The following is a 17,328-nucleotide window of genomic DNA, read 5'->3' as shown; positions in this document are numbered from 1 at the left end:
GCCCCTAACGGGCGCGCGTGGAGAATGCGCGCATTGTAGCGTGACGGGCCGGCGATGTCGTCAGGCCCTCGCATGCCCCTGGCCGCTGCGCTGCCCTGGCGACACGAAAAGGCCGCCCGGGAAGGGCGGCCTTCGTCGTCTGCCAAATGATCAGGCGGCAGCCGGTAGCGCCTCCTCTGGATCGATCAGGTCGATGAGCTGCTGACGCGCGGACTCGATCCAGTGCAGGCACTCGAACAGCGCGTCGCCAAGAACCTGGTTGGCACGGCTGTCGTCGTCCTCAAGATAGACGGTCGAGACGACTCGGACAGCAGATACCAGCGACGAGAGGTGACAGGCGACGTAGCTGTCGAGCAGCCAGTCCGCCGTGACCTCTTCAATGTTCTCGCCAGGCAAGGCCACAGCAATATCGTGGTGAAGGTCTTGGCTCACCACCCAGGGCGAGCCCGCGCGCCGAGAGTCGGCGGCGCGAATAGCCTCGACGTAGAGGGCCAGCCCGCGAACAGCCATGTCGGTGATGGGATGATGATCTCGCTCTTGCATCCAGCGAACGCACTGGAGAAGCCGTGCGCCGGCCTCGATCTGGTTGGCAACTGAGGTGAGAGTGCTCATGCCGCATCCCTCCGCTGCTGGCTCCACAGTTTCTGCAGCCTGACCAGCCCTTTTCCCGTTACCAAGGCCGTAATGTTCTCCTGCAGCCCCTTCTCTGGGTGCTCCCAGTGCCCTACCTTCACGTCCATCAATCCAGCCTCGATCTTGGCCTGGTAGGGCTCGTTCCGGCGATTGACCCAGCCATGATGGCGGAGGAAGGAGAATAGCCGTGTGCGACCGGTGCCGATGGTCTTGGCCGCCTGCCCTACCGTGATGGCATCGGGCGCGACCTCGACCTGGTTGGCGAAGTCCACCTTGGGTGCCGCCTCCTGAAGCGCCCTCTCCTGCTGCTCGAGGCGCTCGGCTTGATCGGCTGCAAGGCGCAGCGCCTCGGCCATGGTCTGCGGGAGCTGGGGCGTTATCTCCTTCGCTCGGCGCTCACACTCGATGAAATACTGGCGCGCCTGCTTGCCCTTCTCGTTCCGCTCGACCATGGACAGCTCCTTGGCCATGTCGAGCGAGAGGTGGTACTCCTTGCTGGGACGCCCTCCGTTCGGGGTTTTGCCCAGAATCGGGAGAAAGTCCCGGCCCTCGACAAACCCATACTGCTCGATGCGATCTTGCAGCCAAGTAGTGAAGCGCTTTCCGATTTCCAGGAAGGCATGCAGCTCGCGGGCGTTGACGGTCTCGATGGCCTGGCCGCCGATGGAGGCGGTGCCGATGGCGATCATGGCGGTGTTGGTGCTAGACTCGTCCATGTGAGCTTTCCTCTGATCGTTGGTTTGCTCTGCTTTCGAGGCCCCTGGTGTTCCCGCACCGGGGGCTTCTTCATTTCTGGGTGGCTGTTTCATCGCGCTGCTCCTCCTCCTTGCGCTGGGTCTCCAGGTAGTGCACCAGCTGTGCATTCATTGACCTGTGCTCCTGGCAGGCCTTCTGCTTGATCCACTCGGCGAGGTCACCGGGGATGCGGATCTGGGTTCGATGGGTTCGCATGACACCTCCTTTGCTCTGGTGTGGTATCAATTTGGCATCCACCTTTGTGGATGTCAAATGGATTCTTTGACTCCATAAGAGCCCACAGCCATTCTTCGCTCACTTCAGGAGGATCGAATGAGCGACCGGCACCAGACCAAGCCCTACCCGCTTCGAATGCCCGTTGAGCTTCGGCAGCAGCTGGAGGCAGCCGCAAAGGAAAACCACCGCAGCCTGAACGCAGAGATCGTCGCGCGCCTGCGGGAGAGCTTCGATAAACCAGTCGCCAGGCCGATGCAGGACAGCGACCTGGATGTGTTGTTGGATCTGTTGCGGGAGAGGGCGAAGGAGAGGGAAAAAGATGATTAAGGAATTTATTTTATTAGTGATGGCGATAATATTCGTCCACCCAATATTGATGAAGATTTTTTCTGTAACTACCTATCATAAATATTTTTTTAAGTCATCGCCCATTCTTGTCGGGTATTCTATTTTAACTGGATGGCTTGTTTTCGAATTCGTAGCGCCAGGGTTTATTCTTTGGTTCTTCGCAATAGAAGCTGCATTGCTAGCTCTTGGACTTATGCCCATGAGAAAGGCCGCAAAGGGAGCATCAGAAATCGGCCATACATCAAGTGAGCTAGCCATGTCTATCAGGCTTACATTTGCATATTACATATTGAGTTCCATCACATTCCTCGTAACGGCGTTTTTGGCGTACCTGTACTTCTTCAACACCTGAGCGCCAGGCCCTCGCATTCCCTTGAAAGGTTGGCTAATCTCACCTCATGGAACAATTGCTCGGCGAAACCGTCACCAACATCATTCTGGCCGCCACCTGCCTGCTCGTGACCGGCGGCCTGGTCATGACCCAGCTCCCCGGCGGCATCGGCATGTGGCTGCTGGTAAGCTTCGTGGCCATCCCTGGCTTTTTCATGGTTGCGGCACTGCTGATCAACGTGCCTGGCCTGCTGTTTGGCGCACTTATCCTTCTGGGCCTGTATTCCTTCCGCCATTAGTTGGCGTTGAGCTTCTCCACTTCTTTGCCCAGCACCTCGGTGATTCGGTTGCGCACCGTGCGCAGCCTCTCAAGCTCCCGGCGCTTGTAGTCGGCATCCATGTCAGCACTGGTCTTTATCTGATCCATGCGCTTGCTTATATCGGAAAGATCACTCCGCGCATCGTTCAAGTGTTTGCGCAGGCGCAGCAGGTCGCCTTTGTTCTTCACTTTTTCGCGCGCTTCTTCGATGGCATCCATCTTCTCTAGCTTCTTCACGTCGGCATACACGCGGTCGGCTTCCCTCAGCCCCTCATAGAACAGCGTCTGATAGCGGGTGTAATAGGCCGGCGTGGCCAGGTCGCGGTAAAAGCGGCGAATCGGCTTCGACTCCGTCCAGCGGCTGCTCGGCGATTCGATGCCTTTGGCGCGGCGCAGCATAGTGTCGATCATCCCGGCCGCATAACTGCCCACGCTGCCCAGGTAACCGTTGAATAGGTAGTCGAGCTGCTTCGGGGATAGCGACAGAAAGCTCTCGTCACCGAGGGTGTTCTCCAGCCCCTTGGACAAATAGCGCATCTGCATCGTAGTGCTGGAGCGAAAACGCAGGCTGGGCGACAGTACCTGATCCCAGTATGACTCGATTGGCCGGTCGCGGAACGGGTCGCGGTTGGCGTACACGTCGAGCACCGGCGCCGCCATCTGTGGCACCGGGCTGAAGGCGAAGGTCTGGGTCAGCATGTGCCACAGCCGCTCCTTGAACAGATCACCGCCGGCGTTCGGGTCAGCGAACTGCTGCGTCATGCGCTCGGCCATGGTGGCGATGGCGCCTACCTCGAAGGGCTTGGGCACGAAATAGGCGTCATCGCCGTTCTTGAAGAACCAGTAGGTGTCCTTCTGCCACTCTTCGAGCGCCTGGTAGTCCTCGTCGTCCTGGTTGTGCAGGTACAGTCCGATGGAGGCGACCATCAGCGCCCCGGTCACGATCGAGAAGCGCTTGGCCCGCACTCTGTCCGATGCGCCGCCCTGACCGAAGGCGGTCAGCAGGGTGGGCTTGAAGCCATCCCGGTAGAGCTTATCCAAGCCTTGCAGCCTGGCGTTGAGAAACGGCACCGTGTCGATCAGGAAGCGGGTCATGAACCAGCTTCCGTGGCTGGCGAAGTCCATCAGGTCGCGCGACTGGAAGGCGGCATACAGCTTGCCGCGATCCAGGTTGGCCTGATAGACCTTGGCGCGGTTGATGTTCTCGGCAAACTCGGTGGCGTCGTTCCAGCGCCGCCAGCTCCACTTGGCCGCTTTCAGCGCCGAGGCCGGGTCGGAGATCACGCTCGAATCGCGCAGGTTGCGCTTGAGTTGAGCCTTGAGTTCGTCGCTCCGGTTGCCATACAGGTGGCCGAAGTTGAAGGAGCCGCCGCTGGCGATCATTTGCGCGCGGTTCTTCTTGTTGGCGTAGTAGCCGGCACCGCGCACCGCATTCCAGATGGGGTTCATGCCGGCCGGCGTCACCGCCGCAGACTGAAGCGAGTCGCGGATGGTGTTGGCGCCCACGAACTCCAGGGTCACCGTCACCATGTTGGTGAGCAGGCGCTTGAACCAGCGCATGGTCTTGAGAGACGAGCTGTTCATCAGCGCCGACATGCCGGCATCGGTCATGTTGACCAGTGCCTTGTAGACCAGGTCATCGGAGATCTCGTAGAAGACTTGCTGGCCCTCCCGAAGGACGAAGGTAGAGGTCTTCGGGTCGCGGTCGCTTTCCGGCACCTCGCGGGCGATCTCCACCTGCTCGGCATTCTCGATGGCCTGCACGGCGGCGAGGTTCTTCATGCTGGCCGAGAGAAGGTGGTGGTAATTCATCAGCGTGTTTTCCAGCAGGTCGCCGATGCGCATGTCGGCACCCTTGAGACGCTGGTAGGCGCGCTGTCGGGTCAGGCCCGCGGTGGAGGCCGGCCCCTGAACGTCGTTGGTGTTCTCGTCCAGCACCCGGTAGAACGGCACATAGAACTCTTCCGCCCACATTTCGCGCTGATCGCGCTGCAGGCTCTCCAGCTCCTGCATGATGGCATCCAGGCGCTGAGAGGCCGGCTCCAGGGCGTCACCTTGCGCCGTTTCGACCGACTCCGCCAGCCAGTCGGCCAGCTCACGATGCGCCATGGCATAGCGCGCCTGGGCGCGGTCCAGCAGGTCGCCCTCCTCGGCCTTCGCCAACGAATCGCCCTCATGGCGAAGCTTGTTGATGATGGCCTCTGGCGCGCCGTACTTCCGCGCAATGACCAGATCAGCTTCCGGCTCGCTCATGGCTTTCTTGAGCAGCCCCGCCTGGTCGGCAATGGCCAACACGTCGTCACGGTACTGTTGGAATTCCTCGAAGACCTCGGCGTACAGCGTGCGACGCGCCTTGCCTTCCTTGGTGCGGCCGCTGTTCAGCTCCATGAGGCCAGCAATGTGGCGAGGCTCGAAGTAGTTTTCGCGCCCCTGCTCGGCCAGCTTCTCCGCCCGGTTCCCGGCGATCCAGCCCATGAAACGCGTCACCTCGGCGGCATCGCCCAGCTGGGCCAGCACGCCGGCGAGCCCTGGTGAGTCGCCCTCCTGGAGCTCCAGCACCTTCTGCTCCGGATCCAGCCGGATGCGGCCGTTGTGGATCAGGGTGTGGAGCGCCCCCTGGGCTGCCGGCGCCATGCGCGCCAAGATCCAGCTCGAGGAGGCGGTGCTGCTCTCGATGAAGTCGCGCCCCAGCGCCTTTTCGTCCAGCTCTTTCAGGGCGGCGTATTTGTCGAACAGCCCGGCGCGCAGCTTCACCGCGGCGCGGTCCATCACGTCGCGTGCTTTCGTCAGAGCCGAGCCAGTCACGCCTAGCGGGCCGATCATGTCCAGCGCCTCGGCCTGGTCGGCGTCGAGGTCGCTGAACTCGTCGGAGACGCGACTGGTGTCCATGCGCCTACGCATTGCGAAGGTCATATCGTCGGCCTGCCCCTCGTCGGCCTCGGCTTGACGGCGGCGAAGGTAGTCGCGCGACTTTTCACCCAGCTCGAGTACGTCGGTGGTGGTCCAGGGGATCGACGGGAAGAGCTTGCGCAGCAGCTCCTTGATCTTGGCCACGGCGCGCTGCCAGGCGGCCGGTCGATGCCCCTTCTCGATCAGATGCGCCACCATCTCCTCGGCGATGGTGATCTGGTCGTCGGGGTTGTCGCGATCGAGGAAGGGGTAATCACGCAGCACCTCGTCGCGCGCCTCGCGGCCGATTCGGCTATGCGGCAGTCGGCGGTAGAGCTGACGCATCACCGGCTCGAGCTCCTCGCCCAGCACGCCACGGATGCCTTTGTGCCCAACCGCCTCGTGAACGGCGGTACGCACCGCCTCTTCCACGCTATCGACGTTGTCGGCGATCACATAGAGGTCGCCACCGATATACATGCCTCGAACGTCGGCCGGATCAACGCCACGAATCGCCATGCCAAGCAATGCCTGCGGCGGGAGCTCGCGCGGCGACTGGATCGCCGTGGCATCGCCGAGCTCGTCCAACCCTTTCAGCGCCTCGGCGACATCTTCCACGCGCGGTGGCGGCACCTCCCTCTCCGGCTGCACTTCTGGGTCGGCATTGGCCGGTGGCGGCGCTCCAGCCACCTCCTCTCCATTGAACACCACCACGACATCGCTGTCGGGCACGTCCTGAGTCTCCGAGGGAGGCGTACTGACCCGCTCTTCTTCGCCCATTCCCTGGCGGGCCTGAACGTTGCGGGCCTCGGTCTCGCCGTAGAGGCGCTGGTAGTAGCGGTAGGCGCCTCGGGCATCGCCCTCGCGAAGCTTCTGGCGAAGCTCGTTGAGCCCAATCTCGTCGGCGCGCTCCTGAATGCGCTGCTGAGCTTCATCAGAGGTGAGATCGCCAGCCTTGTAGCGATCTAGCACTTCACGAGCGAAGTCGCCGGACTCGCGAGTCAGTTCCTGCACCTTGTCGCGCAGCCACTGCTCTCGGCGAGGAGGCAGACGGTAAGAAGAGGGGTCGCCGCCAGAGGCGAAACCTTCGATGTTCTGGATGCCGTGCTGGATTTCGTGAAGCAAGGTGCTGAACTGCTCCATCGGATCGCGTTCGGCGTTTAGCATGATTTCTCGGCGGCGAGCCACGAAACGGCCGCGCTGATTGCCCATTCCGCGGGCAGAAACCACGTCCATCTCGCGCAGCTCAGGGTAGGCTGCGAACAGGCGCGGATGGTCGATCACTTCCTCTAGCGGCTTGGTCCACAGTTCGCCAGCGCTCTTGTCCACGAAGGGAAGGAAGCGAGCATCGCTATCGTCGATCTCGAAGCGCCACTTTTCATCGGCACCAAGGAACCACCCGACCTCTCGGCGAACCGTATCGGGATCGTCGCCACGCGCCAGGCGTCGCTGCGCAGACTCCAGTGCCATGGGGTCGGCGGTGCGTGCGCGCTGGCCGGCAAAGGCGAACAGGGTATCCTGGCCCCGGGCCGCAGCCTGATCAGCAGGAAGATCGCTGCCGGCGAGCGTGAAGTCATCGGCATCGCGGTCAGCCTGGGCGCGCTCTTCCTCCTGGCGGCGGCGGTCGGCCTCGGCCTGCTCCGCTTGCTGCTGCTCACGCTCCCGGGCGGCCAGGCTTTCCTCGGTCTGGGTCTCGAGGGTGAGGCTTTCTGCATCATTCTGCGGGCTTTCTGCAGGGGCGGGGGTAACCGCTCCATCTCCCTGCGCCGTGAAGCCCCAGCCACCCTCGACCTCGACGGCCACGGCGCCCGGGGTGTCGCGGAAACGCTTGGAGAGCTGAACGGCGCGTTCTGTCTGGAAGGGCGTGCCGTTGGCCTTGAGGGTTATGCCTTGGGCTTCTGCTTCTGCTCCAGCCAAGCGTTGTTCGCTTGCATCCTCTGCTCGTGCTGCGTCTGCCGCAGGTGCTCGGCGATTTCCTCGTTCGACTTGCCCTCGGCCTTCAGACGATCCCCGGCCAGGGTCTGGTGCAGCAGGTTGTTGAGCTGTTTCTGTGACAGGGCCACTGAGTAACGCCTCCTTGAGTTCGCGCACGACAGAGGCGACAGGCTCGCCTTCGCTCACTCGCCGTGCGGCGTCGTTGATCTGCTGGTTGATCTCGGGCGTGGTGGTGGCGCGGCTGAGTAGCTGGATAGCCTGCGCCGCGGTGTCGGAAAGCTGCTCGTTGCGCTCGGTGGCGATTCGATTTCCGGCAGCTTCCGCGGTCTTGGCGTTGCTATTAAGGGTAGCGAACAAGCGCCGGTCGCGCGACAGAACTTGATGCAGGCGATCCATGACCCGTACCCGCTCACCGATCAGCGATTGCATGGGGTCATCGCCGAACATGCCCATCTGATTGCTCTGCCCATCAGAGAATCCGGCCTGGCGGATCTCGTTGATCAGCAGGGCGCGCTGATTATCGTTCTGGGGGCTCACCTGCCGGAAGACATCAATGGCGGCCAGTTGTTGATCGGCGTCATCGGAGGACCGTCCGATGGCGGCCCCGTCCTTCTCGGCCACCACGCCGTTGAGCACGGCGCCGAAGGCCTCGCCCTGCAGGCGCGCAATGTCCGCCCCGTCGCGCACGACTTGGCTTCGACGCGGAAGGTCGCGATCCTCGATCACTTGAGCCGGGTCACCCTCGGTGTTTCGGAATACCTTGGCGGCATCGATGGCCGTGGAGGAGCCGCTGGCGATGTTACGCTCGGCGGCCAGGCGACGGGCATCCTCGACGCTGTAGCCGTCAGCTTCGCGCAGCACGAAGGCGTTGACGCCGGGCTGCTCCAGGCGACGAGCCAGGTCCAGGCGATGATGTCCATCGGCCACGTACAGCTCACCATCGGCGCGCTCATGGAGTACCAGTTCGCCGGCGCGCAGATCATCCCAGCGCCGAATCCCATCCATCCGGTCATCGACGCCACGCTCGTTGACCTCGGTGCGGAACTGGTAGGCCTCGGGGTCCACGCGGATGCGCCCCACCGGAACGCGCACCGGGGTCAAGGCCCCAGGCTCTGCGTCTGCCTCCAGCGAACTACTGGGGATCGGGTCGCCCAGAAGATCGTCGGCCGGCTCCTCGCGCTCCTCTGCCGCCTCCGGGCGGGTGGTGTCTGGCGATACCGGAGGCGCGGCTGGCGTGTCGCCCATGTCCAGGCCGCGGGGCTCCGGCTGGGCAGGCTCGGGCGCCGCCATATCGCTGAACGGCATGTCGTGGGCGCCGTCGCGCACCCAGCCCTTGAGGTCATCGACGCTTACCTCGGAGATCTCGCCCAGCCCCTGCCAGCCCTCGTCATAACTGGCGAGGTAGCCCTGGCGGGCCTCCTCCAGGGAGTTGAACCCAAGCAGGATCTTATGCTCGTCGAAGCTGCCGTCCTCGTTCACCTGATCGATGATGAAGGCGCGCGGCGCCTCGGGATTGTCGCCCACGAAGACATCGAGGTTATCGCCGTCGGCGGCGGTGGTGCCCTTGATGTCACCGTAGTGGTGGGCCATCCGGTTCTCCCACTCGGTGCCATCCGGGGCTGTGCCGCGGCGCGTCGAGCCCTTGGGGTTCTCGATCGCAATCTCGAAGCCGTTGAGGCGCACCTTGCCCTTGCGGTAGTTACCCGCCTCGGCCTGGCCGGGAGTCGGCTCGGTGTCGGTCTCGGCGGCGGCCTCCTCTACCTTGGCCCGGGTCTCGCCGGTGATGGGGATCTCGAGCCCGGTGGGCGCGTTGATGTCGTCGAGCGGCTCCAGCTCGTTGTCGCGCTCGAACTCGCGCCAGGCGTTCTCGAAGTCGGCGTCGCTGACACCCTGCAGGCCCATCGGCTGTTCAGGCTGCGGCGCCTCCTCGACAGTCTGGCGGGCGGCGGCTTCGCGCTGCTGCTGCTCGAACTGCTCGTTGAGGGCGGCGCGATCCTCCGGGGTGCGCTCGCGAACGGCGTCGTTCGGGGTGCGCACCTCGCCGTCACCCCTCGCTGCGCCACCTGCCGCACCGGCGGTACCCAGGCCGGCGCCGAACATGCCGCCCAGCACCGCATCGCCGAAGGTGCCCTCGCCGATGTCCTGATTGCCCTCAATGGCGCGGTTGGTGTTGGCCCGGGCTAGCATGGTCTCGCTGACCTCCTGCAGGGCTTCGCCGCCACCCTGAAGGCCGACACTGTCCACCAGGCGCCCGGCCAGGCTGCCGCCGATCTTGGCTTGAAGCGGGCCCAGCACGTAGCTGGTCAGCGCGCCACCGGCCGCACCGGTCGGCGCGCCACCCTGGAAGGCGGCGGCGCCCGCCACCTTGGCAGTCTGTCGCTGGGCTTCAGCATGGTCGAGGCCACCCTCGCGGAGATCGCGGTAGAGCCCGGATGACTCGGCGAGCTCGCCCTCCTGCATACCCATGATGCGCTCCTCGGCCTCGTTGGCCTGGGAGCCGCCCGCCTGGGCGCCACCCATCAGCGTCATGGCGGTGGCCACGCGCTGGGGGCTGCCGGCCAGCATGGTGGCGGCCTGCGGGGCAAACTGCCCGACCAGGCCGGCCAGCTGCGCGGCGTAGCCGGTCACGCTGGGGTCGTCGCCAAAGGACCAGGTGCTCCAGTCAAACAGGTCGCCATCTGGCGTGCTGGCCTTCATGGTCTCGCGGAAGGCCTCGGTCTGGCTGGCGTCGATCTCCTCGGCGCCTCGCTGCATCCACTTCTCGAAAGCCTGGAAGGCGTCGCTGGGTGCCATGTTGCCCATGGCGCGGTCGCCGGCGTCGATCAGGTCGCCAAGGCCCAGCTTGCGCAGCCCGGATTCCACCAGGTTGCCGCCAAAGGTAAGGAAGTCGCCGGTACCACCTGCAGCCGAGCCGACACCGCTGACGCCACCCTCCAGCGTCTCGAGACCAAAGTCACTGGCGCGGATGCGGTCAGGCTGCTGAGGCTGTGCCGGCTCGGCGCCGTCCTCCTCGGCCTGCATGTCGAGGCCGCGCGGCGTCTGGCCGACAGAGCCCGACTGCCAAGGCTCTGCCATCAGCTCGGGGCGGCGCTGCGGCTGCTGGACGGCGGGCTCCTGCTCGGGCTGCCGCTGCTGCATATCCAGGCCGCGCGGCGCTTCGGTCCGACCATCAATAATCGGGTCATTGGCCCATGGGGCCGAGGAGGCGCTGGATTTCGATTCCTCAATAATCGGGTCATTGGCCCATGGGGTGGACATCAGGGCTTCCTCCGCAAGTTTCCGTCGGGATCGATATACTGAGAGCCAGAAGGCAGGCTTTCGTAGTCCTTGGCGCTTCCGACTTGCACCGGGCCCTCTCGACCTTGCGCACGCACCGGATCATTGGCGCCGGCGCTGGGATCCGGGTTACCGACCATGTCGCCTTCCCGGGGGTAGCGCTGCCCGCCCGCTTGCGGTTGGCTACCGCCGTCCGGGCGGCTGAATGCCTGACGAGAAGCGGCCTCCAACTCCTCCGCCAGCTGCTCCCGACGCTCGCGAAGCTTGGTGGCTTCTTCCTCGGGAACGGTGGATAGCGCGGTGTTTGCCACCTCAAGCTGAGAGTCGATAGCTTTCAGCTGGTCTTGAAGGAAGTCGATGTACTTCAGGTCGCCCTGCTGCCCCTGCCCCGCCCGGGCCCGCACCGCCTCGTAAGCATCGCCGAAGTTGTCGTAGACGCCACGCTGCACCAGCGCCTCGGCCTCTTGAATGTTGCTGGGTGGTTTGTAGCTTCCGCCTGAGCTGCCGCGCTGCTCGTATGGGCTTCCCGCCCCGGGCCGCACCGGCTTGATCTCGCCGGTCTTGGTGTTGCGCTGAATGGCGCCGAGACGCGGGTGCTCCTCGAGTTCCCAGCTCTCGCCGCTATCGCCACGCAAGATATTCAGCACCTGATTGGCCCGCTGCTGGGCCTCGGGCCGCTGGAAGACGTTGCGCAACATGCGCATGCCCTGGGTCTGCTCGACGAGGCGCTCCACCGGAACCTGCATCACCAGGTCGTCATCCTCGCGATTACTGCGCCCCTCGGTCATCGGCGCGGTGTAGGTGCTGCCGTCCTCGCCGACCACCTCGAGCTCGAGCATCACGCTCTCGCCGTCAGGCCCCGGCACCATACCGACGACGCGCTTCTGCCCACCCTCGCCCTTGTTGATCTCGGCGCCGAACATCTGGTTGAGCGCCGCCAGGCTCTCGGGGTCGTTGGCGTCCACCGGGCTCTGCGGGTCGATCACCTGCTGGGCCTGCTCGATTGAAGCGTCGGTATCAGGGTCCAGCGCCGCCCAGTACTTCGGGTACTGTCGCAGCAGCTCGATCTCGCTCTCGTCCACCTCCATGCCGGAGCCAATCTTGCCGAGAGTGAACTGGAGCTCCTCGAGATCCCGGGCGCGCTTCACTTCCTGCTGCCGGGTCTCGGCCTGCTCCTTCTGCCACTCGAAGCGCTCCTCCTGCATGCCCATCTGGCGGTCGGCGCGCTCGTTCTGGCGCTCCTGCTGCTGGTACTGGTTCATCAGGCCGAAGCCCTGGGCGAAGCCGGAGGCCAGGCCGCGTGTGTCGAGTCCTGCCATGGTGATCTCCTAGAAAAGCTCGCCGGCCAGAAGGCCGATACCGGCACCAATCGCGGCGCCCACGGGGCCTCCAGCCATCATGCCGATGCCGGCACCGGTGCCAACGGCGCTCATGGTCTGCTGCTTCTCGGCCTGCTCCATCTGCTCTTCCTGCATCTTGGCCTGGCGCTGCTGTCCGGCCAGGTCGGAAAGCCCTTGCATCGCCTCGCCTTCCATCTGTTGGCGAAGCCCGATCAGTCCGTAGCTCATTGGTTCAGCACCCTGTCAGGAATATTGGAGAGGCCCATGCCGCCGGCGAGGATGGATTGCTGGCGGTCCTGGGCGGAGATGCGCGCCTGATTGCCGGCGCTAACCATCGAGGCGCGGCGCTGGAGTGCGCTGCGGCGGTCATCGACCTCGGCCTGGGCGCCGGTCTGCTGGAGCCCGAATGCCTGGCGATCCTGCTCGCGGGCCTGTTGGTTGGCGTCGAAGGCCAGGCCCATGGCTTGGCTGGCCTGGCGGCCGGCGGCTCGCGGGGCGCCGGCGTCTTGCGCCGCCCCTGCCAGCTGATCGATGTAGGGCGCGAAGCGGTTGCGCCAGTCTTGCCACTGCGCGCGGTTGAGCTGACCGAGGAGCTCGCTGGCCCCCTGATCGCCACGGAACGCCTGATTGGGATCGACGCGCGTCTGGCCAACCTGACTGGAAGGAAGGTGCATGTTGGCAAGCACCGAACTGAACCCTGATCCGAACATAGAGGCTCCTTACATGTTGCCGTAGAGGTCGAGCCCCTGGCCGGGCGCGTATCCGCCCACACCAAAGCCGCCTGTCGGAGCGCCGCCGGCCGCATTGCCGCCACCCATGCCGTCCAGCCCGTAGGCCGTGCCAGCACCGGCCACCTGGCCGAGGAGCTGGAGGTTGGCGCTACGCCGGTTGAACTGGTTGACGGAGGATTGTCGGGCATCGGCGGCCGCCTGATCGGCAAGGCCTGCCAGCCCGGCCTGAGCCTGCGTGGCTTCCCCCTGCCCCATGGCCACGATGTTCTGCATGCCCTGGATCTGCTGGCTGTCCTGCTCGAACTGGGCGCGCCCCAGCGTCTCGCCGCCGGCCTGGGCATTGCCCAGCGCCAGGCCCTGCATGGCGCCCTGGTAGCGCCCGCTGGAGGGGTCGATGCCACCCTGCTGGAGTTGCTGCCCGGCCTGGCGGTTAAGCTCGCTGCCGGCCTGCTGCTGCCCCTGCATGGTGCGCCCGCGGATATAGCTCATGCGCCCGGCGTCGGTCATCTCGGCGACCGATTCCATATAGGCGTCCTCCAGCGGGGCGAGCTTCTCCTGGGCGAAGTTCCACTTCTCCGCCGCTACCGCCGCCAACTGGCGCTGCTCGGGCGTGTCCTTGACCTTGTTGTCACCACCGCCGCCACCGCTCATTGATCACCTCCGTTGAGAGATTCATCGACATCGGCCTGATAGTCCGGGTCTTGGGTGGGGTCGAGCTCGGCCAGGTAGTCCTCCAGGCTGTCTTCATGGAAGTGCCGGCGGATCGCCGGGCCGGCCTGACGCATCCACGCCTCGCCGCCGATCAGGTAGGCGCACTGCACCACGACGCTGGTCAGCTGGTCGCGCAGCACGAAGGCCAGGGTCCTCTCATGCTGCGACCCGGAGCGCTCCAGGGCGACGCTGTCGCGCCAGTCTTGCAGGGCCCCGGCCATCAGGGGGCGCAAGTAGGGCTCGTGCTGGCGGTAGAAGGGGTTGCCGGGCAGCTCGATCAGCGCCTGCCAGAAGGCAGACACGACAACGTCGCCCGTCACCGGCTTGTCGCCGTCGATCAGGTCATCGAGGGTCTGGGAGATGCGAAACAGGGTCTCGCAGAAGGCAACGGCGCCGGCGTCTTGGCGCAGCGCCTGTTGCAGGAAGGCGTGTTCATCTTGGCGTGGCATGGGCACCTCACGGTGAGCCGATGGGTTGATTGTAGCAGGGGCGGCGCTCCGGCTCATCCGGACCAGAGGATCAGTCGTCGAGCAGCCTGACCAGCTTGTTGCGAGCTCGCTCGAGTAGCGCGATCATCCGCTCCTTGTCCACGTCCGCGGTGTAGAAGGCCACCTTGCCGTTGGCATCTTTGCCCACCACAATAGCGTCTTCGAGATCGGTCGCAGCGCACGCCTTATCCAAAGCCTGTTGGGCCCTGTCGCTATTCGCCATCAGCCTGTACTCCTTTCATAGCCGTTAATGCAGCCTCGAGCAGCTGAACGAGGTCAGCATCATCGGTAGAGGTGCCGGAAATAAAAAGATCCCCGACCCCGTTCTTAGAAACAAGGACAGCCTCTTCGCCGTCTTTCATCTGTAGTGGGTAGCGTGTGTAGCTTTTCATGGTTTATCACCCGAGCCTGGATAACTGAACAGATGCCAAACTACTTCGGATCTCGATGGTGCCGCCAGCGCGATACCAGGTAGCGCTCGGGCTGGGCTGGCGAACAGCCTGAAGCATCACATCTGCGCGAACCCTGACGGCCGTACTGGATCGACTGCTGGGATATGTGTACCTGACCGTTGTATTCCCTGCCCAACCTGTTGAGCGCGACATGGAGGGGTTGGAGCTGGTCGGCGTCCATACGGTGTCGTAGTCAATGTTGCGGTCGTACTTGATCGCGCCGTCTATCCATACGCGAACGCGAGCTATGATCCGATAGTCAAGCTTCACCACATGCGTGCTTTGGTCGCAGACGTACATGCCGTCTGGCCCCCAAAAGCCACACGACTGGGTCGTGTACCACATGTCAGTGCCATAAACAGAGGCGCGCACCACGTCCGGCACACTGACCTCGATTTTAGCCCCGCCAGGAACCTCGTTAAATGTAACGCTCTTGTCCCTGGCGTAACTCCAGTTGACAGGTATCTGGGAGGTAGAAGAGTTGATTGCACTGGCCGTGAGATGAGAGCCATCGGAAGGCTGTTGCCCGTTCACCGTAATGGACGCCAAGTCCACATTGCCACGGATCGAGGCCTCGTTGATCTCCATAAATCCATTCTGGAATATCGCCCACCCCTTAGACCCAGAGACGTAGTTGCTTGAAAACACATTCCCAGTGAAGGTGGCCGCCTCGGCTACAGACAGGTTCCCCACGTCGATGGCATCGGCCCGAATCAGTCCTCCCACGGTAGTCACCGGCGTGCCGTCGTCGAGCTGCAGCTTGCCGATGGTGATCGGGCCTAGCTTGCCCTCCTGGATCGAGGCGTCGCGGATCATCGCCTCGTCGATATAGGTCACGCCGCCGTCGATGATGAACGGCTTGCGCTTGTCGTCCTGGCTGCTGCCGATCCAGAAGCGATCCACATCGAAGCCGGCATCGATGGTGGTGCCGTCGTTGTAGAGCCCGAAGCCGCCCACCAGACCATTGGCCTGCACCTGGACCGTGTACTCGGCGCCCAGCGCCACCAGCTCGCCGTCGATGCGCTCGACGTTGGTGGTCAGGCTCTGCTGCACGGAGGCCACGTCGTCGCCCAGCGTGCTCTGCACGGTGTTGATCTGCTGGGCCAGGGCGTCGTCGGCGGTGACCCGGGCGGTCTCTTCCTGCTGGATGGCGGCTGTGGCGTCGCCCATCGAAGCCTCGAGCCCCTCTACTCGCTGTACCACCACCTCCTGCTCGCTGATGCGGATCTCGCTGAGCGTGTAGAGAGAGGCGGCCTGGGTCTCGCCGGCGGCGGAGATGACCCGCTGCATGCCGGCCAGCAGCTCATCCTCGGTGGCGCGAACCCGGGCCTCCTCGACGATCTCGCCACGCAGGTCGTCGAACTGGGCATAGGTGGCCTGGATGTCGCTGGCCAGGGTCTCGTCGGCGGAGGCGCGCACCTGGGCTTCGCTGGCGATGTCGGCGGCGTTGTCGTCGGCGATGGCGGTCAGCGTCTGTATGTCGCTGGCCAGGGCTGCGTCACCGTCGGCACGGGCTTGCTGCTCGGCCTCCAGCGCAGCAGTGAACTCCGGCACCTCGCTGGTGGCGCTCTGTACCGAGATGGCGTCGATCAGTATGCCGTTGCCGTTGCCGCTAGTATCGCCCCAGATCGCCAGGGCGTCGGTCACCGTGGTGCTTTCCGCCGGCACATCGTAGAGGAACTCGAAGGCGGTCCAGTCGGCGGCAGCGGCGAACGCCTGCCAGCCGGAATCGCCATCGCCGGTAGCGTAAGCAAGGGCAAACTCGGTGGCCGCACCGGTGGCGGGCTGCTTGGCATAGCCGGAAATGCGCACCCTGCGTCCGGCGAAGGCGGTGGCGGTGCCTTCGGGGATGGTGGCGGTGGCGCCTTCCGGGGTGGCGCTGCTTGGTGCGGTAGCGGTGGAGGTGATCAGCGCCGACTGCAGGCCGGTGTAGGCCTCGGCGTCGGCGGTGATCGTAGCCGTGGCGTCAGCTGCCCACTGGGTGAAGTCGTTACCCGACTCGAATCCGCTGGAGAAGACCGGCAGCGAGTCGATCTTGACCGACAGCTCGGTGATCTGGGTAGAGAGCACACTATCAGCATCGACGCGCGCCTGTTGCTCGGTATTGATGTCGGCGGTGCGTGCGGACGCCTCGGCATCGATGGCGTCGTAGGCGTCCTGCAGGGCGGCGATGCGATCGTCGCGCTCCTCGGCGATGCGCGAGGCGACCGAACCGGTGATCGACTCCGGCGCAGTGATCAGCTCGATTTCCTGGCGGAGGCTGTCGGCCAGGTGGCTGTCATCGATCTGCTCGGAAAGCAGGTCCATCACATAGTTGAGGTCCGGCAACGGCTGAGCCCAGAGCCCCGCCGTGGCGTTGGGCGGCCCCTCCACATCGGAGCTGGAAGTGAAGGTGATCCAGTAGTAGTAGCCCTTGAGCTGCAGCGGGTCCTGGGGATCGAGCGCATCGTTGCGCACGTAGTCGCTGAAGAAGGCGCCCACCTCACGCCCCACAACCACCGCATTGGCGAAGTTGTCCTCCTCGCTGCGGTAGATGTTGGTGTAGGCGTGGTTGCGGTAGAGCTCGGAGGGGATCTGCCAGCTCAGGTTGATGCGGCCAAAGAAGCTGCCGTCAGCGGAAAAGCCCTGGGGAGGAGGCGGCGTACGGAGGTCGGGGGCCGGCGGCTCGACGCCAGGGATCAGGCCGCCACCGCTTCCGGGGCGCACGCCGCCCTTCATCTTGCCGATGCCGCTGTCCACCAGGTCGCGCAGGGTGATCTTGCGGTCCAGCGGATCACCGCGCACGCCTTCCCCGGTCTCGAGGATCTCGGTCATGGCGCTGATTAGGGGGCGCAGCTCGGCCGGCACCTTGGGCGATACCGGCGGCAGCGTGCGGCGACGCTTGGTCATGGGCACCTCACGGTG

General features: G+C 64.4%; 15 protein-coding genes. 3 read left to right on the top strand and 12 right to left on the bottom strand.

Annotated features, from left to right (window positions below; genetic code table 11):
* Positions 1 to 150: 150 nt before the first annotated feature.
* From RAN53_RS09695 to RAN53_RS09685, 3 genes are read right to left on the bottom strand one after another with little or no spacing between them, the layout of a single operon-like run.
* Positions 151 to 612 (bottom strand): hypothetical protein, encoded by a 462-nt coding sequence (locus RAN53_RS09695; protein WP_305796616.1) that lies wholly within the window; start codon positions 610 to 612, stop codon positions 151 to 153.
* Positions 609 to 1,442: an antA/AntB antirepressor family protein gene (locus tag RAN53_RS09690; protein WP_305796615.1), complete on the bottom strand. Its 834-nt coding sequence runs from the start codon at positions 1,440 to 1,442 to the stop codon at positions 609 to 611. Before RAN53_RS09690 ends, RAN53_RS09695 begins: the two co-directional genes overlap by 4 nt.
* Complete coding sequence (locus RAN53_RS09685; RefSeq protein ID WP_305796614.1) at positions 1,420 to 1,584, bottom strand: Arc family DNA-binding protein; 165 nt, start codon at positions 1,582 to 1,584, stop codon at positions 1,420 to 1,422. The genes RAN53_RS09690 and RAN53_RS09685 overlap by 23 nt, the downstream gene beginning before the upstream one ends.
* A gap of 117 nt (positions 1,585 to 1,701) precedes the next feature.
* Between RAN53_RS09685 and RAN53_RS09680 the strand changes: the two genes are divergently transcribed.
* From RAN53_RS09680 to RAN53_RS09670, 3 genes are read left to right on the top strand one after another with little or no spacing between them, the layout of a single operon-like run.
* The gene (locus tag RAN53_RS09680) at positions 1,702 to 1,932 is read left to right on the top strand and encodes an Arc family DNA-binding protein (RefSeq protein WP_305796613.1); all 231 of its coding nucleotides are present in this window, start codon (positions 1,702 to 1,704) and stop codon (positions 1,930 to 1,932) included.
* Positions 1,925 to 2,305, top strand: a complete 381-nt coding sequence (locus RAN53_RS09675) for a hypothetical protein (RefSeq protein ID WP_305796612.1) — start codon at positions 1,925 to 1,927, stop codon at positions 2,303 to 2,305. The genes RAN53_RS09680 and RAN53_RS09675 overlap by 8 nt, the downstream gene beginning before the upstream one ends.
* A 46-nt stretch (positions 2,306 to 2,351) precedes the next feature.
* Positions 2,352 to 2,582 (top strand): hypothetical protein, encoded by a 231-nt coding sequence (locus RAN53_RS09670; protein ID WP_305796611.1) that lies wholly within the window; start codon positions 2,352 to 2,354, stop codon positions 2,580 to 2,582.
* On the opposite strand, the gene RAN53_RS09665 is transcribed toward RAN53_RS09670, so the two are convergent.
* The 9 genes from RAN53_RS09665 to RAN53_RS09625 all read right to left on the bottom strand — a co-directional run bounded on the left by RAN53_RS09665 (position 2,579) and on the right by RAN53_RS09625 (position 17,313).
* Complete coding sequence (locus RAN53_RS09665) at positions 2,579 to 10,564, bottom strand: LPD38 domain-containing protein (RefSeq protein WP_305796610.1); 7,986 nt, start codon at positions 10,562 to 10,564, stop codon at positions 2,579 to 2,581. The two genes, RAN53_RS09670 and RAN53_RS09665, sit on opposite strands and share 4 nt — an antisense overlap.
* A gap of 119 nt (positions 10,565 to 10,683) precedes the next feature.
* Positions 10,684 to 12,021, bottom strand: a complete 1,338-nt coding sequence (locus tag RAN53_RS09660; RefSeq protein ID WP_305796609.1) for a hypothetical protein — start codon at positions 12,019 to 12,021, stop codon at positions 10,684 to 10,686.
* A gap of 9 nt (positions 12,022 to 12,030) precedes the next feature.
* Complete coding sequence (locus RAN53_RS09655) at positions 12,031 to 12,270, bottom strand: hypothetical protein (RefSeq protein WP_305796608.1); 240 nt, start codon at positions 12,268 to 12,270, stop codon at positions 12,031 to 12,033.
* Positions 12,267 to 12,728, bottom strand: coding sequence for a hypothetical protein (locus RAN53_RS09650; RefSeq protein ID WP_305796607.1), 462 nt, complete (start codon positions 12,726 to 12,728; stop codon positions 12,267 to 12,269). Before RAN53_RS09650 ends, RAN53_RS09655 begins: the two co-directional genes overlap by 4 nt.
* A 33-nt stretch (positions 12,729 to 12,761) precedes the next feature.
* On the bottom strand, positions 12,762 to 13,424 hold the full coding sequence (locus RAN53_RS09645) for a hypothetical protein (RefSeq protein WP_305796606.1): 663 nt from the start codon (positions 13,422 to 13,424) through the stop codon (positions 12,762 to 12,764).
* Complete coding sequence (locus RAN53_RS09640; RefSeq protein ID WP_305796605.1) at positions 13,421 to 13,933, bottom strand: hypothetical protein; 513 nt, start codon at positions 13,931 to 13,933, stop codon at positions 13,421 to 13,423. Before RAN53_RS09640 ends, RAN53_RS09645 begins: the two co-directional genes overlap by 4 nt.
* A 70-nt stretch (positions 13,934 to 14,003) precedes the next feature.
* Entirely contained in the window at positions 14,004 to 14,195 is a 192-nt protein-coding gene (locus tag RAN53_RS09635; protein WP_305796604.1) for a hypothetical protein, read from the bottom strand.
* A complete protein-coding gene (locus RAN53_RS09630; RefSeq protein ID WP_305796603.1) occupies positions 14,185 to 14,364 on the bottom strand; it encodes a hypothetical protein in 180 nt (59 codons plus the stop codon). Before RAN53_RS09630 ends, RAN53_RS09635 begins: the two co-directional genes overlap by 11 nt.
* 6 nt (positions 14,365 to 14,370) lie before the next feature.
* Positions 14,371 to 17,313: a hypothetical protein gene (locus RAN53_RS09625; RefSeq protein WP_305796602.1), complete on the bottom strand. Its 2,943-nt coding sequence runs from the start codon at positions 17,311 to 17,313 to the stop codon at positions 14,371 to 14,373.
* Between the last annotated feature and the right edge of the window lie 15 nt (positions 17,314 to 17,328).

The sequence above is a fragment of the Halomonas sp. SSL-5 genome (assembly GCF_030708455.1).
GTDB lineage: Bacteria > Pseudomonadota > Gammaproteobacteria > Pseudomonadales > Halomonadaceae > Halomonas.
Note: the sequence above shows the minus strand (reverse complement) of the source record. Positions and strands in the feature narration are given on the sequence as shown.

Bases quoted from the DNA above. Each gene is read 5' to 3' on its own strand.
- RAN53_RS09695 (WP_305796616.1), bottom strand. From the start codon at position 612: ATGAGCACTCTCACCTCAGTTGCCAACCAGATCGAGGCCGGCGCACGG.
- RAN53_RS09690 (WP_305796615.1), bottom strand. From the start codon at position 1,442: ATGAAACAGCCACCCAGAAATGAAGAAGCCCCCGGTGCGGGAACACCA.
- RAN53_RS09685 (WP_305796614.1), bottom strand. From the start codon at position 1,584: ATGCGAACCCATCGAACCCAGATCCGCATCCCCGGTGACCTCGCCGAG.
- RAN53_RS09680 (WP_305796613.1), top strand. From the start codon at position 1,702: ATGAGCGACCGGCACCAGACCAAGCCCTACCCGCTTCGAATGCCCGTT.
- RAN53_RS09675 (WP_305796612.1), top strand. From the start codon at position 1,925: ATGATTAAGGAATTTATTTTATTAGTGATGGCGATAATATTCGTCCAC.
- RAN53_RS09670 (WP_305796611.1), top strand. From the start codon at position 2,352: ATGGAACAATTGCTCGGCGAAACCGTCACCAACATCATTCTGGCCGCC.
- RAN53_RS09665 (WP_305796610.1), bottom strand. From the start codon at position 10,564: ATGCAGCAGCGGCAGCCCGAGCAGGAGCCCGCCGTCCAGCAGCCGCAG.
- RAN53_RS09660 (WP_305796609.1), bottom strand. From the start codon at position 12,021: ATGGCAGGACTCGACACACGCGGCCTGGCCTCCGGCTTCGCCCAGGGC.
- RAN53_RS09655 (WP_305796608.1), bottom strand. From the start codon at position 12,270: ATGAGCTACGGACTGATCGGGCTTCGCCAACAGATGGAAGGCGAGGCG.
- RAN53_RS09645 (WP_305796606.1), bottom strand. From the start codon at position 13,424: ATGAGCGGTGGCGGCGGTGGTGACAACAAGGTCAAGGACACGCCCGAG.
- RAN53_RS09640 (WP_305796605.1), bottom strand. From the start codon at position 13,933: ATGCCACGCCAAGATGAACACGCCTTCCTGCAACAGGCGCTGCGCCAA.
- RAN53_RS09635 (WP_305796604.1), bottom strand. From the start codon at position 14,195: ATGGCGAATAGCGACAGGGCCCAACAGGCTTTGGATAAGGCGTGCGCT.
- RAN53_RS09630 (WP_305796603.1), bottom strand. From the start codon at position 14,364: ATGAAAAGCTACACACGCTACCCACTACAGATGAAAGACGGCGAAGAG.
- RAN53_RS09625 (WP_305796602.1), bottom strand. From the start codon at position 17,313: ATGACCAAGCGTCGCCGCACGCTGCCGCCGGTATCGCCCAAGGTGCCG.